12 protein-coding genes and 1 pseudogene are annotated in these 15,998 nt (G+C 61.9%); 2 read left to right on the top strand and 11 right to left on the bottom strand.

Annotated elements, in window-relative coordinates; all coding sequences use genetic code 11:
* Positions 1 to 62 precede the first annotated feature (62 nt).
* The 4 genes from glmM to rlmE form a co-directional block, all read right to left on the bottom strand.
* Positions 63 to 1,409, bottom strand: coding sequence for a phosphoglucosamine mutase (gene glmM, locus VG99_RS15145; RefSeq protein ID WP_044501275.1), 1,347 nt, complete (start codon positions 1,407 to 1,409; stop codon positions 63 to 65).
* A 17-nt stretch (positions 1,410 to 1,426) separates the two neighbouring features.
* The gene (gene folP, locus VG99_RS15140) at positions 1,427 to 2,290 is read right to left on the bottom strand and encodes a dihydropteroate synthase (RefSeq protein ID WP_044501694.1); all 864 of its coding nucleotides are present in this window, start codon (positions 2,288 to 2,290) and stop codon (positions 1,427 to 1,429) included.
* Positions 2,291 to 2,297: 7 nt separating this feature from the next.
* Entirely contained in the window at positions 2,298 to 4,232 is a 1,935-nt protein-coding gene (ftsH, locus tag VG99_RS15135) for an ATP-dependent zinc metalloprotease FtsH (protein WP_044501693.1), read from the bottom strand.
* Between the two features lie 145 nt (positions 4,233 to 4,377).
* The gene (gene rlmE, locus VG99_RS15130) at positions 4,378 to 4,998 is read right to left on the bottom strand and encodes a 23S rRNA (uridine(2552)-2'-O)-methyltransferase RlmE (protein WP_044501274.1); all 621 of its coding nucleotides are present in this window, start codon (positions 4,996 to 4,998) and stop codon (positions 4,378 to 4,380) included.
* A gap of 86 nt (positions 4,999 to 5,084) precedes the next feature.
* Between rlmE and yhbY the strand changes: the two genes are divergently transcribed.
* A complete protein-coding gene (gene yhbY, locus VG99_RS15125) occupies positions 5,085 to 5,399 on the top strand; it encodes a ribosome assembly RNA-binding protein YhbY (RefSeq protein ID WP_044501273.1) in 315 nt (104 codons plus the stop codon).
* Positions 5,400 to 5,458: 59 nt separating this feature from the next.
* Here the strand turns inward: yhbY and VG99_RS15120 are convergent, their stop codons facing one another.
* The 4 genes from VG99_RS15120 to carA all read right to left on the bottom strand — a co-directional run bounded on the left by VG99_RS15120 (position 5,459) and on the right by carA (position 10,743).
* A complete protein-coding gene (locus VG99_RS15120; RefSeq protein WP_420848306.1) occupies positions 5,459 to 5,797 on the bottom strand; it encodes a hypothetical protein in 339 nt (112 codons plus the stop codon).
* Positions 5,798 to 5,880: 83 nt separating this feature from the next.
* Positions 5,881 to 6,354 (bottom strand): transcription elongation factor GreA, encoded by a 474-nt coding sequence (greA, locus tag VG99_RS15115; RefSeq protein WP_044501271.1) that lies wholly within the window; start codon positions 6,352 to 6,354, stop codon positions 5,881 to 5,883.
* A gap of 1 nt (position 6,355) precedes the next feature.
* Positions 6,356 to 9,571, bottom strand: a complete 3,216-nt coding sequence (gene carB, locus VG99_RS15110; RefSeq protein ID WP_044501270.1) for a carbamoyl-phosphate synthase large subunit — start codon at positions 9,569 to 9,571, stop codon at positions 6,356 to 6,358.
* 35 nt (positions 9,572 to 9,606) lie between these two features.
* On the bottom strand, positions 9,607 to 10,743 hold the full coding sequence (gene carA, locus VG99_RS15105; RefSeq protein WP_044501269.1) for a glutamine-hydrolyzing carbamoyl-phosphate synthase small subunit: 1,137 nt from the start codon (positions 10,741 to 10,743) through the stop codon (positions 9,607 to 9,609).
* A 337-nt stretch (positions 10,744 to 11,080) separates the two neighbouring features.
* On the opposite strand from carA, the gene VG99_RS15100 reads away from it, so the two are divergent.
* Entirely contained in the window at positions 11,081 to 11,857 is a 777-nt protein-coding gene (locus tag VG99_RS15100; protein WP_044501268.1) for a hypothetical protein, read from the top strand.
* A gap of 52 nt (positions 11,858 to 11,909) precedes the next feature.
* Here the strand turns inward: VG99_RS15100 and dapB are convergent, their stop codons facing one another.
* From dapB to dnaK, 3 genes and pseudogenes are all read right to left on the bottom strand, one after another.
* Positions 11,910 to 12,716 (bottom strand): 4-hydroxy-tetrahydrodipicolinate reductase, encoded by an 807-nt coding sequence (gene dapB, locus VG99_RS15095; RefSeq protein WP_044501267.1) that lies wholly within the window; start codon positions 12,714 to 12,716, stop codon positions 11,910 to 11,912.
* A gap of 11 nt (positions 12,717 to 12,727) precedes the next feature.
* Positions 12,728 to 13,861: a molecular chaperone DnaJ gene (gene dnaJ, locus VG99_RS15090; RefSeq protein ID WP_044501266.1), complete on the bottom strand. Its 1,134-nt coding sequence runs from the start codon at positions 13,859 to 13,861 to the stop codon at positions 12,728 to 12,730.
* A 121-nt stretch (positions 13,862 to 13,982) separates the two neighbouring features.
* A pseudogene (gene dnaK, locus VG99_RS15085) lies at positions 13,983 to 15,914 on the bottom strand (molecular chaperone DnaK); the annotation flags it as partial.
* Positions 15,915 to 15,998 lie beyond the last annotated feature (84 nt).

Below are 15,998 nucleotides of genomic sequence, written 5' to 3'. Positions count from 1 at the left end.
AACCTCTCAGCTCAAGCGGGCGCCAATGTTAACCAAGTTGCTCACCCGACACAACCGCCTTTTCAGTCCGCACCAAACATTTCTTGCACCTGTGCAGCGAGCGCTTCGGCTTCGCGCACAACCTGCTCTGCGTCCTGCCCTTCGACCATCACCCGGATGACCGGCTCAGTGCCGGAAAGCCGCAGCAGCACCCGCCCGGCATCACCCAGTCGCGCCTCGGCTGCAGCCACCGCAGACTTGAGCGCAGGCGCTTCCAGTGGCGAAGTGCCGCTACTCTGGTAACGCACATTGATCAGCTTTTGCGGACACTTGCTCATGCCCTCGCAGGCTTGGGCCAGGGTCTTGCCCGACATGCGCAGGGCACGCAACACCTGCAGCGCCGCGATAATGCCGTCGCCGGTGGTGGTGTGCTGCAGGCATACCAGGTGCCCGGAGGATTCGCCACCCAGCTTCCAGCCCCGCTGTTGCAGTTCAGCCATGACGTAACGATCGCCGACCTTGGCCCGGACGAAGGGAATATCCCGCTCACGCAGCGCCAGCTCCAGCCCCAGGTTGGTCATCAGGGTACCGGCTACACCGCCGTCCAGCAGACCGCGCTCATACAGGTCCAGGGTCATGATGTACAACAACTCGTCACCATCAACCGGGTTGCCCTGGTGGTCGACCATCATGACCCGGTCGCCGTCGCCATCAAAGGCGATCCCCAGATCAGCCTGACGCTCGACCACCGCCTTGCTCAGCGCCGCCAGGTCGGTGGAACCCACCCCGGCATTGATATTCAGTCCATCCGGGGTCGCACCGATCACGCTGACCTCGGCCCCCAGCTCCGCGAACACGCTGGGCGCTACCTTGTAGGTCGCGCCATGGGCGCAATCGAGCACTATCTTCAGGCCCTTGAAATTGGTGCTGGTGGGCACGCTGCTCTTGCAGAATTCGATATAGCGACCCGAAGCGTCCTCGACCCGCGCCACCTTGCCGAGCTCGCCGGAGCCGACCACCTGCATCGGAGTATCGACCAGCCGCTCGATCTCGTGCTCCAGCGTATCGGGCAACTTGGTGCCCTGGGCGGAGAAGAACTTGATGCCGTTGTCGAAGTACGGGTTATGGGAAGCGCTGATGACGATACCCGCGTCAGCCTGGAAGGTACGCGTCAGATAGGCGATGGCCGGGGTCGGCATGGGCCCGAGCAGCCGCACCTTGGCGCCGGCGGCGGACAAACCGGCTTCCAGCGCCGACTCGAACATGTAGCCGGAGATGCGCGTGTCCTTGCCGATGACCACACTGCACTGGCCGTTGTGCTTGAAGGCCATGCCGGTCGCCCAGCCCAGCTTGAGCATGAATTCCGGGGTGATCGGGTGCGTGCCGACGTGACCACGAATGCCGTCGGTGCCGAAGTAGCGCTTTTCCATGTAGGGGTATCCTGAAATTAGATTGCCGAAGTTCCTGCGGCAACGACCGCGTCCACCATACGGACCACGTCAGCGGTTTCCGCCACATCATGGACACGAATGATACGCGCACCCTTGGCTACCGCCAACGCCGCCAGCCCCAAGCCTCCGAACAAGCGCTGCTCGACGGGGCGATTCAGCGCCTGACCGATCATGCTCTTGCGCGAGACGCCGACCAGGATCGGCAGATCCGGCGGGCTCAACTGGTCCATGCGGGCAAACAGCTCAAGGTTGTGTTGCAGACTCTTGCCGAAGCCGAAACCGGGGTCGAGTACCAGCTTGCTGCGCTCGATCCCGGCATCCAGGCAGGCTTGGACCCGCTCGTCGAGAAAAGAGTTCACCTGCGCCAGCACCGAGTCATAGACCGGCGCCTGCTGCATGGTCTGCGGCTCACCCTGCATGTGCATGAGACATACCGCGAGCCCCGAGTCCACCGCAGCCTGCATGGCCCCGGCACGGGTCAGCGCGCGGATGTCGTTAATCAGGCCTGCGCCTACCGCCGCCGAGCCACGAATGACCTCCGGCGTGCTGGTATCGATGGAGACCACGGTATCGAAACGCGCCTTCACGGCCTCGACCATGGGCACCACGCGGTCGACTTCTTCCTGGACGCTGACCAGGGCTGCACCGGGCCGGGTTGACTCACCACCGATATCGATCAGGGTCGCACCGGCGGCGAGCATCTGCTCGACCCGCTGCAGCGCCGCATCACGGTTGTTGTAGCGCCCGCCATCGGAAAACGAATCAGGGGTGATGTTGAGGATACCCATGACATGGGTATGGGAAAGGTCAAGCACCCGGTCGCCACAGGGCAACCGGGTGCTGGTACGTAATGATGTCATACCGGTTTCAGTGCTCTCCAGCCGGTCCGCCAATGATGCCGTCATCACGGGGGGCATCCTGCGGGTCTACTGAATCGGAAGCCGGCGCTGCCGCGCCCGGACCACGACGGTCATCATCCGCCCAGCCCTTGGGTTCACGGGCGGGTTTGCCGTTCATGATGTCGTTGATCTGCTCGACATCAATGGTCTCGTACTTCATCAGTGCCTCGGCCATGAGATCCAGCTTGTCGCGGTTCTCCTCCAGCAGACGCTTGGCGGTGGCATAGCAGTTATCGATGATACTGCGAATTTCCTCATCGATCAGCCGCGCGGTCTCACCCGACACGTTGGCATGTTGGCTGCCGGCGCTGCGACCGAGGAAGACTTCACCTTCCTCCTCGGCATACATCAGCGGGCCGAGCTTCTCGGACAGACCCCACTTGGTCACCATGTTCCGCGCCAACTGGGTGGCGCGCATGATGTCGTTGGAGGCACCGGTAGTCACCCCATCGAAGCCCAGGGTCATCTCCTCGGCGATACGGCCACCGAACAGCGAACAGATCTGGCTGGTCAGGGCGCGCTTGGACAGGCTGTAGCGGTCTTCCTCGGGCAGGAACATGGTCACACCCAGGGCGCGGCCGCGGGGAATGATCGACACCTTGTAGACCGGGTCATGCTCAGGCACCAGTCGACCGACGATGGCATGGCCGGATTCGTGGTAGGCGGTGTTGAGCTTTTCCTTGTCGGACATGACCATGGATTTGCGCTCGGCGCCCATCATGATCTTGTCCTTGGCCATCTCGAATTCGTTCATCTCGACCAGGCGCTTGCCAGCCCTGGCAGCGAACAGCGATGCCTCGTTGACCAGGTTCGCCAGGTCCGCACCGGAGAAGCCGGGCGTGCCGCGGGCGATGGCCGAAGGCACGACGTCGTCGCCCAGCGGCACCTTGCGCATATGCACCTTGAGAATCTGCTCGCGACCGCGGATATCCGGCAGGCCGACGACCACCTGGCGGTCGAAACGGCCCGGGCGCAGCAGCGCGGGGTCGAGCACGTCCGGACGGTTGGTCGCAGCCACCACGATGATGCCATCGTTGGCTTCGAAACCATCCATCTCTACCAGCAACTGGTTCAGGGTCTGCTCACGCTCATCGTGACCGCCGCCGAGGCCAGCGCCACGATGGCGACCAACCGCGTCGATCTCGTCGATGAAGATGATGCAGGGAGCGTGCTTCTTGGCCTGCTCGAACATGTCGCGCACACGGCTGGCACCGACACCGACGAACATCTCGACGAAGTCGGAGCCGGAAATGGTGAAGAACGGCACCTTGGCCTCGCCGGCGACGGCCTTGGCCAGCAGTGTCTTACCGGTCCCCGGCTGACCGACCATCAGTACGCCACGGGGAATGTGGCCACCCAGGCGCTGGAACTTGCCCGGATCGCGCAGGAACTCGACCAGCTCGCTGACCTCTTCCTTGGCCTCGTCGCACCCGGCCACGTCGGCAAAGGTGGTCTTGACCTGGTCTTCGGACAGCATCCGCGCCTTGCTCTTGCCAAAGCTCATCGGGCCGCCGCGGCCACCGCCGCCGCCCTGCATCTGGCGCATGAAGAACATGAAGATGGCGATGATGATGAGGATCGGGAAGCTGGCGATCAGCAGCTGGGTCCAGATGCTCTGGCGCTCCGGCTGCTTGCCTTCGACGACCACGTCGTTCTCCAGCAGATCACCGATCAGGCCGTTATCCTGGATAGCCGGACGCACCGTCTTGAACACCTCGCCATCCCGGCGCTTGCCGGTGATCACGAAGCCGTCCACGGTGACCCGCTCGACCTGGCGATCACTCACCAGCTCGAGGAATTCGGTGTAATTCAGTGCTCGCGGTTCGGCAGGACTGCTGAAATTGTTCATCACAGTCACCAGCACTGCAGCGATGATCAACCACAGAATGAGGTTTTTCGCCATATCGTTCAAATTGCTATCCTCTTGCCGCCACCTGGGTGGTCAGGCCTGGCTGTATTCGTCTGTTTACTTGGCCTATCTACCTTACACCAGAATCCGGCGCGGCGGCAGTTGTGCCAGTGTAACGCCCTGTGTCATCGGCACGGGGTCAGCCCTTGAATCCCCGCGCCAACAGGTAGGTCTCCCGGGACCGATCGCGCGAGGCCCCCGGCTTGCGCGTCACCATCCTGTCGAAATGGCTGCGCATCTCCTTGAAGTACTCGTCAAACCCTTCGCCATGGAAGACCTTGATCAGGAAGTCGCCACCCGGACGCAGCACGCGGGACGCCATGTCCAGCGCCAACTCGCACAGATACATGGCGCGCGGCTGATCGACAGCGGGCGTACCACTCATATTGGGGGCCATATCGGAAATAACAAGATCCACCTGTCCGTCACCGATCGCCGCCAGGATCGCCTGGAACACCGCATCCTCGGTAAAGTCGCCCTGGATGAAGGTTACATCGGGGATGCTGTCCATCGGCAGGATATCGGAGGCGATGATGCGCCCCTTCTCACCGATTACCCGACTGACCACCTGGGACCAGCCGCCCGGCGCCGAGCCCAGATCCAGCACGGTCATGCCCGGCCGCAGCAGACGATCCTTCTCCTGGATCTCCAGCAATTTGTAGCTGGCACGGGACCGGTAACCGTCCTTTTGCGCCTGCTTGACGTAATGGTCATCAAAATGTTCTTTCAGCCAGCCCTTGCTGGTCTTTGATCTTGCCACGGAATACCTCATGCAGCGGATTGCGCCGCCGGTTATACTAGCTCCCTCTGATAAATGACTCATCAACGGGAATCAAACGGATCATTATGGCGCTCAGCTCTGAACAGAAGAAAGCCTACAAACGCATCGGCCACCATCTCAAGCCGGTGGTGATAGTCAGCGAGCAGGGCGCCAGCGAAGGCGTACTGGCGGAACTGGATCGCGCTCTGGATGACCACGAGCTGATCAAGATCCGGATCACCGTTGGCGATCGTGATACCAAGCAGGCGCTGATTGACGAGCTCTGCAAAGCCAGCAAAGCGGAGCTGGTGCAGGTCATCGGCAAGATGGCCATATTGCTGCGTCGCAACAAGAAAGCCAACCCCAACCTGTCGAACCTGGCGCGTTTCAAGGACTTCTGATCCGCTGTCAAGGCTGCAAAGCAGGAGCCCAGGGGTACGCGGCCTGAGCCGCCGCCCCCTCAGCGCTCGGTTATTTCATCCGGGCGCGGCTGCAGAATCAGCACCAGACCGGCGAAGGCCAGCACCAGGTAGCTGAACAGTTGCCAGTAGTCACCCCGGGGCAAATGGCCGACAACGTAGAACACCCCTGCCGCCAGCACTACCAGCAACAGCAACTGCCCACGCAGATCCCGCCACAGCGCCCAGCCCAGCACCGTGCCGGCTACCACCAGTTGCAACAGGGCGCACACCGCCGTAAAACCAACCAGCAGCGGCCGCATGAAATGGGCGATCTCATCGATCAGCAGTGGCGCCAGACCAAACCGCTCCAGCGCCGGCAACATGACGAAGTGCAACATCCAGACCCCGCCAACCCACAGGGTCAGCGCCAGCTGCCAGGCCACCCTGCCACTGCGTATTGCCGGCAGAGCAGCCCGCGGCCTCACAGGTGCTGGACCTCGACGATTTCATACTCGACCACCCCGCCGGGGGTTCTCACCGCGACGACCTCGCCCTCTTCCTTGCCGATCAGCGCGCGGGCAATGGGCGAGGTGACGGAGATCTTGCCTTCCTTGATCTCGGCCTCGTCTTCACCGACGATCTGATACTGCACTTCCTCGTCGGTATCGACGTTGGCAATGGTGACCGTGGTACCGAAGATCACCTTGCCGGTGGGTGCGATGGCGGTCACATCGATCACCTGGGCCGCCGACAGGCGCCCCTCGATGTCGCGGATCCGCGCCTCCACCATGCCCTGCTGTTCCCGCGCGGCATGGTATTCGGCGTTTTCCTTCAGGTCACCCAGCTCCCGCGCCTCGGCGATGGCCTGGGTGATCTGCGGACGCATCACCGATTTCAGGTGCTTGAGCTCTGTTTCCAGGGCCTCGGCACCGCGCTTGGTCATCGGATACTTCATGTCAAACTCCCTCGTGCAGGTCCTGCAGGCGGCGCACTGCGCGCTCAGGACCGAACTTCAATGCCATGCAGACGGCCTGGCCGCCGGCCAGGGTGGTGGTGGAGTACACCTTGTGCTGCAGCGCGTTGCGACGAATGGAATAGGAGTCGGCGATGGACTGGCGGCCCTCGGTGGTATTGATCACCAGCCGGATCTCGTCGTTCTTGATCATGTCGACGATATGCGGCCGCCCTTCAGTCACCTTGTTCACCCGGCGCACCGGCAGACCGGCGGCCTCGATGATCTTGGCCGTACCCGCGGTGGCCACGATCTCGAAACCCAGCTCGACCAGTTCGCCGGCCATGTCGGCCACGAACGGCTTGTCGTCCTCACGCACACTGATGAACACGGTGCCCGAGGTCGGCAGCACTTCGCTGGCGCCCAGCTGGGATTTGGCGAAGGCTTCGGCGAAGCTGTCGCCCACGCCCATCACCTCGCCGGTGGACTTCATTTCCGGCCCGAGAATGGGGTCGACGCCCGGGAACTTGGCGAAGGGGAATACCGCTTCCTTCACTGCGAAGAAAGGCGGAATCACTTCCTCGGTAAAGCCCAGCTCCTTGAGCGTCTTGCCAGCCATGACGCGGGCGGCAATCTGCGCCAGGGAACGGCCGATGCACTTGGAGACAAAGGGCACGGTACGCGAAGCCCGCGGGTTCACCTCGATCACGTAGATGGTGTCGCCCTGCAACGCCAGCTGCACGTTCATCAGACCGACCACGCCCAACTCCAGCGCCATGCGCTTGACCTGATCGCGCATCTGATCCTGCACTTCCGCAGACAGCGAATAGGGCGGCAGCGAGCACGCCGAGTCTCCGGAGTGGATGCCAGCCTGCTCAATGTGCTGCATGATGGCGCCGATAACCACGTCGGTACCGTCGGACACCGCGTCCACGTCGATCTCGATAGCGCAGTTGAGGAAGTGGTCCAGCAGCACCGGGCTGTCGTTGGAGACTTTCACCGCGTCACGCAGGTAACGCTTGAGCTCTTCCTCCTGGTAGACGATCTCCATGGCCCGGCCACCCAGCACATAGGAGGGGCGCACCACCAGCGGATAACCGATCTTGTTCGCGGCGGTGATGGCTTCGTCTTCGCTGCGCACGGTAGCGTTCGGTGGCTGACGCAGGTTCAGGCGCTCGACCATCTGCTGGAAGCGCTCGCGGTCTTCGGCGCGGTCAATGGCTTCCGGACTGGTGCCAATGATCGGCACGCCAGCCTCTTCCAGGGCGCGGGCCAGTTTCAGCGGGGTCTGGCCACCGTACTGGACGATCACGCCCTTGGGCTGTTCGACGCGGACGATTTCCAGTACGTCTTCCAGGGTGACCGGCTCGAAATACAGGCGATCGGAGGTGTCGTAGTCGGTGGAGACGGTTTCCGGGTTGCAGTTGACCATGATGGTCTCGTAGCCGTCTTCACGCATGGCCAGCGCCGCATGCACACAGCAGTAGTCAAACTCGATGCCCTGGCCGATACGGTTCGGGCCACCGCCCAATACCATGATCTTGTCGCGGCCGGACGGATTGGCCTCGCACTCTTCCTCATAGGTCGAGTACATGTAGGCAGTGTCGGTGGCGAACTCGGCGGCGCAGGTATCAACCCGCTTGTAGACCGGGAACACACCGAGCTTGTGCCGCTGCGAACGCAGGTTCTTCTCGCTTACCCCCAGCAACTGGGCCAGGCGGGTATCGGAAAAACCCTTGCGCTTGAGGCGGAACATCAGGTTCTTGTCGAGATCGGCCAGCCCCAGCTTGCTGACGCGCTCCTCGTCCTTGATCAGATCCTCGATCTGCACCAGGAACCAGGGATCGATCTTGGTCAGCTCGAAGATCCGCTCGACGCTCATGCCGGCACGGAAGGCGTCACCGATATACCAGATGCGCTCGGCGCCCGGCACGGTCAGCTCACGGGTCAAGGTGGTGGCAGCATCGCTGTCGCTCAGCTCCAGCTGCGGGTCGAAACCACAGGAGCCGACTTCCAGCCCGCGCAGAGCCTTCTGCAGGGATTCCTGGAAGGTGCGACCAATGGCCATGACTTCACCCACGGACTTCATCTGGGTGGTCAGGCGCGCGTCGGCGTTGGGGAATTTCTCGAAAGCGAAACGCGGGATCTTGGTTACCACGTAGTCGATCGACGGCTCGAAGGACGCCGGCGTGCGACCGCCGGTGATGTCGTTGGAGAGCTCATCCAGGCTGTAACCCACCGCCAGCTTGGCCGCGATCTTGGCGATCGGGAAGCCGGTGGCCTTGGAGGCCAGCGCCGAGGAACGGGACACCCGCGGGTTCATTTCGATGACCACCATGCGGCCATCGACCGGGTTGATACCGAACTGTACGTTGGAGCCCCCGGTTTCCACACCGATTTCACGCAGCACCGCCAGCGAGGCGTTGCGCATGATCTGGTATTCCTTGTCGGTCAGGGTCTGGGCCGGGGCCACGGTGATGGAGTCACCGGTATGCACACCCATGGGATCGAAGTTCTCGATCGAGCAGACGATGATGCAGTTGTCCTTCTTGTCGCGGACCACCTCCATCTCGTATTCCTTCCAGCCGATCAGCGATTCGTCGATCAGCAGCTCCTTGGTCGGCGACAGGTCCAGACCGCGGTTGCAGATTTCCTCGAATTCTTCCCGGTTGTAGGCAATGCCGCCACCGGTGCCGCCCATGGTGAAGGACGGACGGATGATGCAGGGGAAGCCAACCTGGTCGAGCACGCCGTAGGCTTCGTCCATGTTATGGGCGATACCCGAGCGCGGGCACTCCAGGCCGATGTCACGCATGGCCTTGTCGAAGCGCGAGCGGTCTTCGGCTTTGTCGATGGTATCGGCATTGGCGCCGATCATCTCGACGCCGAACTTTTCCAGGACGCCGTGCTTTTCCAGGTCCAGCGCGCAGTTCAGCGCAGTCTGGCCACCCATGGTCGGCAGCAGCGCGTCGGGGCGCTCCTTCTCGATGATCCGCGCCACCGTCTGCCACTTGATCGGCTCGATGTAGGTGGCGTCGGCCATGGCCGGATCGGTCATGATGGTCGCCGGGTTGGAGTTCACCAGGATCACCCGGAAACCTTCCTCGCGCAGCGCCTTGCAGGCCTGGGCGCCGGAGTAGTCGAACTCGCAGGCCTGGCCGATCACGATGGGACCGGCGCCGAGGATCAGGATACTCTTGATATCAGTACGTTTTGGCATAGTGTGCAATTAATCCTTGGAGATAGACCGGCGACTCAGGCGCGCTTTTTCATGGCTGCGATAAAACGCTCGAACAGCGGCGCGACATCGCCCGGGCCGGGGCTGGCCTCAGGGTGCCCCTGGAAGCTGAAAGCATCCTTGTCGGTGCGCTCGATACCCTGCAACGTGCCATCAAACAGGGATTTGTAGGTCGCACGAACATTGGCCGGCAGACTGTCCTCGTCCACGGCGAAGCCGTGATTCTGACTGGTGATCATGACCGCCCCGGTGCGCAGGTCCTGCACCGGGTGGTTGGCACCATGGTGACCGCTGGGCATTTTCACCGTACGTGCACCGGAGGCCAGGGCCAGCAACTGATGCCCCAGGCAGATGCCCAGAATCGGCGTATCGGTTTCCAGCAGCTCCTGGATGGCCTTGATTGCGTAGTCACAAGGCGCCGGATCGCCGGGACCATTGGCCAGCACCACGCCATCGGGATTCAGCGCCAGCACTTCCGCCGCCGTGGTTTGCGCCGGCACTACCGTCAAGCGGCACCCACGACCGACCAGCATCCGCAGAATGTTGTACTTGACGCCGTAATCGAAGACCACCACATGGTAGGGCAGATCAGCGGCGTCGACGTCCGGGTGGCTATCGGTCGCCAGCTCCCACGGACCGGACCGCCACTCGTAGGCTTGCTTGACGCTGACTTCTTTAGCCAGGTCCATCCCCTTCAAACCGGGAAAGCTGCGCGCCAACTCCAGCGCCTTCTCTTCAGTCGCATCCGCGCCCGCCATGATGCAACCATTCTGCGCGCCCTTCTCCCGCAGGATACGGGTCAGGCGACGGGTATCCACACCGGCGATCGCCACGGTACCGTTTTCCTTGAGGTAATCCGGCAGCGATTGCTTGTTGCGCCAGTTGCTGGCCACCAGCGGCAGGTCGCGAATAACCAGGCCCGCGGACCAGACCTTCCAGGACTCGGCATCTTCCGGCGTGGTGCCGGTATTGCCGATATGGGGATAGGTCAGTGTGACGATCTGACGTGCATAGGAGGGATCGGTGAGAATCTCCTGATAGCCGGTCATGGCTGTATTGAACACGACCTCACCGACACTGTGACCGTCGGCGCCGATGGCCTCACCGTGGAAAATACTACCGTCGGCGAGAGCGAGAATGGCGGGCTTGGACAAGAAAACCTCCGAATGACTGACACGTTTTTGCCAAACGCGGGCTGCACAAAAGCGGGAATGATGTGTTTGCCACTTCATTCCACTGCATAGGCATTGGTCAGATACGCGCTGATATAGACTGATTAGCGCGATAGCTTACCGGTTTGAGCGATAAATATCCACACCGACCATCCCCCGTCCGGCCGCCAGAAGGACCGCGTTAACACTCTGTTTCATAATCGCGATGAACATGCTAAAACTGCAGGGAGGGATTCCCGGCCAAGGAGCACGGGAAGTTCTGCCGGTACGCGCCAGCCGCTACCGGGTCAGGATCAACAACAAAAACAGGGACTTCAGCATGAAAACCTACCTGAAATACTTTCTGGTTCTGGTATTGCTCGGCTTCGCCGTCCGGGCGCCCGCCGATACCGACACTCAACTGGCGCAGAATATTCACGAACTGCGTAGCGAAGGCTACCGTGCCGCCACCTACCTGCTGATCGACAACAACCTGTTCGAGCGGGTACGCGAGCCCGGCCACCGGGAAGCCTATAATGACGCACTGGGCAAGATGGAAAAGCTGCTGCGCCTGATGGATAACCCCAGCGACCTGCGCACGCCCTTCAATAATTTTGTCAGCCTGATCCGGGAGCTGGAAAACCAGCCGGCCAGCGAAGACCAAGCCCATTACCACCTGGCCACGGTCAACCGCATCATGATGGCCCACGGCGCACTGGATAAGGCCGCTGCTGCCCAGTATTCCACCCTGGCCAGCACCATCAGCGAGCAGCTGCATGCGCTGCACCAGCAGAGCCTGGAAACCAGCCAGATTCTGCTGCTGTACCAGAACAGCATGTTCAGCTCGATCGGCATCTACTTCATCGAACCGGGCGAAACGGTATTCCAGACCATTGACGCCAGCATCGTCCAGCGCGCCCAGACCCTGAAAACCATGCTGCCCGAGCAGACCGGGACGCTGGAGAACCTGGACAAGCAGTACAGCTTCATCCAGCCACGCCTGCTCAACCACCGGTCCGACTGGGTACCGACCATCGCTGCCTTCTATCTGCAGCGCAACACCGAAACCCTCAACGCCCTGGCCCGGGAGCAGGCCCTGCAAAAGCAGGCCGGCTGACGAGCGCCCACAAAAAACCCGGCGCGCAGCCGGGTTTTGTCTACCTGAACGCTCAGTCGCGCAGCGCCAGTACATCCTGCATATCGTACAGACCGCTGTTGTGCTGAGCCACCCAGATGGCCGAGCGTACCGCGCCCTTGGCAAAGGTCATGCGGCTGGAGGCCTTGTGGGTAATCTCCACCCGCTCGCCCTCGGTAGCAAACAGTACGGTGTGGTCGCCGACTACATCGCCGGCGCGTATCGTGGCGAAGCCGATGGTATTGCGATCCCGCGCGCCGGTCTGCCCTTCGCGGCCGTAGACGGCCACTTCCTGCAGGTTGCGGCCCAGGGCATCGGCAACCACGTCACCCATACGCAGCGCGGTACCCGAGGGGGCATCTACCTTGTGCCGGTGGTGCGCTTCGATGATCTCGATATCCGCCTCATCACCCATGACCCGGGCCGCCATATCCAGCAGTTTCAGGGTCAGGTTGACGCCAACGCTGAAGTTGGGCGCGAATACCACCGGGATGCTTTGCGCCGCGTCGGCGATGCGCTGCTTTTCGTCTTCCCCAAAGCCGGTCGTACCGATCACCATGGCCTTGCCCGCCGCGCGGCAGATATCCAGGTTGACCAGGGTGCTGGTGGGATGGGTGAAATCGATGAGCACATCGAAATCGTCCAGCACCTGCTCCAGCTCACCGACAACCTGCACGCCGAGCTTGCCGACCCCGGCCAGTTCGCCGGCATCGGCACCGACCAGGCTGCTCTGGGGCCGCTCGATGGCGGCAGCCAGACTGGCTCCCTCTGCTTGCTGGATGGCCTCGATCAACGTCTTGCCCATCCGCCCGGCTGCGCCGATTACCGCTATTCTTCTCATGCTTGCCCCGATCAGAACTTCATGTCTTCAAAAAAATTCTTCACACCTTCGAACCAGCTCTTGGCTCGCGGCGACTGATTGCTGCCTTCGGCCTGCAGCGTATCACGCAGCTCGTCCAGCAGCTCGCGCTGGCGCTTGGTCAGGTTGACCGGCGTCTCGACCACCACGCGGCAGAGCAGATCGCCCGCCGAACCACCACGCACCGGCACTACACCCTTGCCGCGCAGGCGGAACAGCTTACCGGTCTGGGTGCCTTCAGGAATCTTCAGCTTGACCCGACCATCCAGCGTCGGCACTTCCAGCTCGCCACCCAGGGCCGCATCGGCAAAACTGATTGGCACTTCGCAATACAGATTCTTGCCATCACGCTGGAAGATCTTGTGCTCGCGCACCGAGACCACCACATACAGATCGCCCGATGGCCCGCCATTGACGCCCGCCTCGCCTTCGCCAGCCAACCGGATGCGGTCGCCGGTATCAACGCCCGCCGGCACCTTGACCGACAGGGTCTTGTGCTCTTCCACCCGGCCCTGTCCGTGGCAATCCCGGCAGGGATCGCTGATCATCTGGCCGGTGCCGTGGCAACGGGGACAGGTCTGCTGCACCGAGAAAAAGCCCTGCTGCATGCGCACCTGGCCATGGCCGCCACAGGTGGTACAGGTCACCGGGCTAGTGCCCTTCTTGGCGCCGCTGCCATCGCAGGTCTTGCAGCCCACCAGGGTGGGAACCCGGATGGTAACCGAGGTGCCGCGCACGGCCTCCTCCAGGTCCAGCTCCAGGGTGTAACGCAGATCACTGCCGCGCTGCACGCTGGAACGGCCGCGACCACCGCCGCCACCGAAGATATCGCCGAAGACATCACCGAAGATATCGGAGAAGTTGCCGCCACCAAAGCCGCCGGCCCCGGCACCCATATTCGGGTCGACCCCGGCGTGGCCGTACTGGTCGTAGGCGGCTCGCTTGCTGGCGTCGGTGAGTACTTCGTAGGCCTCGTTGGCCTCCTTGAATTTCTCTTCGGCATCCTTGTCATCCGGATTGCGGTCCGGGTGATATTTCATTGCCAGCCGGCGATAGGCCTTTTTCAGCTCGGCTTCACTGGCGCCGCGCTCCACGCCCAGCACTTCATAATAGTCACGCTTGGCCATATATCCTGTTTCCTTTAGAAAGCCTTACGGCACAAACAGCAACGCGGGAATAGCTCCCGCGTTGCCCTGCCGCGTTGTGTACCGGGCCTCAGGCAAGGCCCGACGCCCGGTCACGCAAGGACTACTTGTTGTTGTCCTTGACCTCTTCGAACTCGGCATCGACCACGTCATCACCATTGGCATCGCCGGCGTCCGCCGCCTGGCCATCAGCCTGGGCCGATTGGGCCTGCTCGGCGTACATCTTCTGCACCATGGGACCGGAGGCCTCGGACAGTGCATTGATCTTCGCCTCGATCAGCGCCTTGTCGTCACCCTTGATCGCTTCTTCCAGTTCGCTCAGCGCCTTCTGGATGGCGGTCTTCTCTTCCTCGGTGGCCTTGTCGCCCGCCTCGGTCAGGGTCTTGCGGGTAGCGTGGACCAGTTGATCGCCCTGGTTGCGCACGGTGACCAGCTCCTCGAACTTGCGGTCTTCCTCGGCATTGGCCTCGGCGTCACGCACCATCTGTTCGATTTCCTCATCACTCAGACCGGAAGAGGCCTTGATGATGATCGACTGCTGCTTACCAGTGGCCTTGTCCTTGGCGGACACGTTGAGGATACCGTTGGCATCGATGTCGAAGCTGACCTCGATCTGCGGTACGCCACGGGGCGCCGGCGGAATATCGGCCAGGTCGAAACGACCCAGGGATTTGTTCTGTGCCGCCTGCTTGCGCTCACCCTGCAACACGTGAATGGTCACGGCAGTCTGGTTGTCGTCCGCGGTCGAGAACACCTGCGACTTCTTGGTCGGGATGGTGGTGTTCTTCTCGATCAGCGTGGTCATCACACCGCCCATGGTTTCGATACCCAGCGACAGCGGGGATACGTCCAGCAGCAGTACGTCCTTCACGTCACCGGCCAGTACCGCACCCTGGATCGCAGCACCAACGGCAACCGCTTCATCCGGGTTGACGTCCTTGCGCGGCTCCTTGCCGAAGAACTCGGCAACGGTCTTCTGCACCAGCGGCATACGGGTCTGACCACCGACCAGGATCACTTCGTTGATGTCGGATACATCCAGACCGGCGTCCTTCATGGCGACGCGGCAAGGCTCGATGCTACGCTTGACCAGTTCTTCGACCAGCGACTCCAGCTTGGCGCGGGTCACCTTGACCTGCAGGTGCTTGGGCCCAGTGGCGTCAGCAGTGATGTACGGCAGGTTGACATCGGTCTGCTGGCTGGAGGACAGCTCGATCTTGGCTTTCTCGGCCGCTTCCTTCAGGCGCTGCAGCGCCAGCGGATCGTTATGCAGGTCAACGCCGTTCTCTTTTTTGAACTCATCGGCCAGATAGTCGATCAGGCGCATGTCGAAGTCTTCCCCGCCGAGGAAGGTGTCCCCGTTGGTGGCCAGCACTTCGAACTGGTGCTCGCCATCCACTTCGGCAATTTCGATCACGGATACGTCAAAGGTACCGCCGCCCAGGTCATAGACCACGACGGTGGAGTCGCCACGGGCCTTGTCCATGCCATAGGCCAGTGCGGCCGCGGTCGGCTCGTTGATGATCCGCTTGACGTCCAGACCAGCGATGCGGCCGGCGTCCTTGGTGGCCTGGCGCTGGCTGTCGTTGAAGTACGCCGGTACGGTGATCACCGCCTCGGTGACGGTCTCGCCCAGGTAGTCCTCGGCGGTCTTCTTCATCTTCTTCAACACTTCCGCAGAAATCTGCGGCGGCGCCATTTTCTCGCCCTTGGCTTCGACCCAGGCATCACCGTTGTCAGCCTTGATGATCTTGTAGGGCACCAGCTTGATGTCCTTCTGCACGACGTCTTCGTCGAACCGGCGACCGATCAGACGCTTGACGGCGTTCAGGGTGTTCTGGGGGTTGGTGACCGACTGCCGCTTGGCGGACTGGCCGACCAGGGTTTCCCCGTCATTGGTGTAAGCAACGATCGACGGCGTGGTACGACCACCCTCAGCGTTCTCGATCACCTTGGCCACGCCATTTTCCATGACCGCGACGCAGGAGTTGGTGGTCCCCAGGTCGATACCGATAATTTTACCCATGTGCTGTGTCTCCGAATATGCTGGCCGCGCGTTTGGTCAACGGCCCGATGTCATCTGTGTATGAGCCCTAGATGGGGTCAGCCAAAATCTTTT

Origin of the sequence: Pseudomonas saudimassiliensis, from assembly GCF_000939975.1 — a bacterium.
Classification (GTDB): Bacteria; Pseudomonadota; Gammaproteobacteria; order Pseudomonadales; family Pseudomonadaceae; genus Halopseudomonas; species Halopseudomonas saudimassiliensis.
Note: the sequence above shows the minus strand (reverse complement) of the source record. Positions and strands in the feature narration are given on the sequence as shown.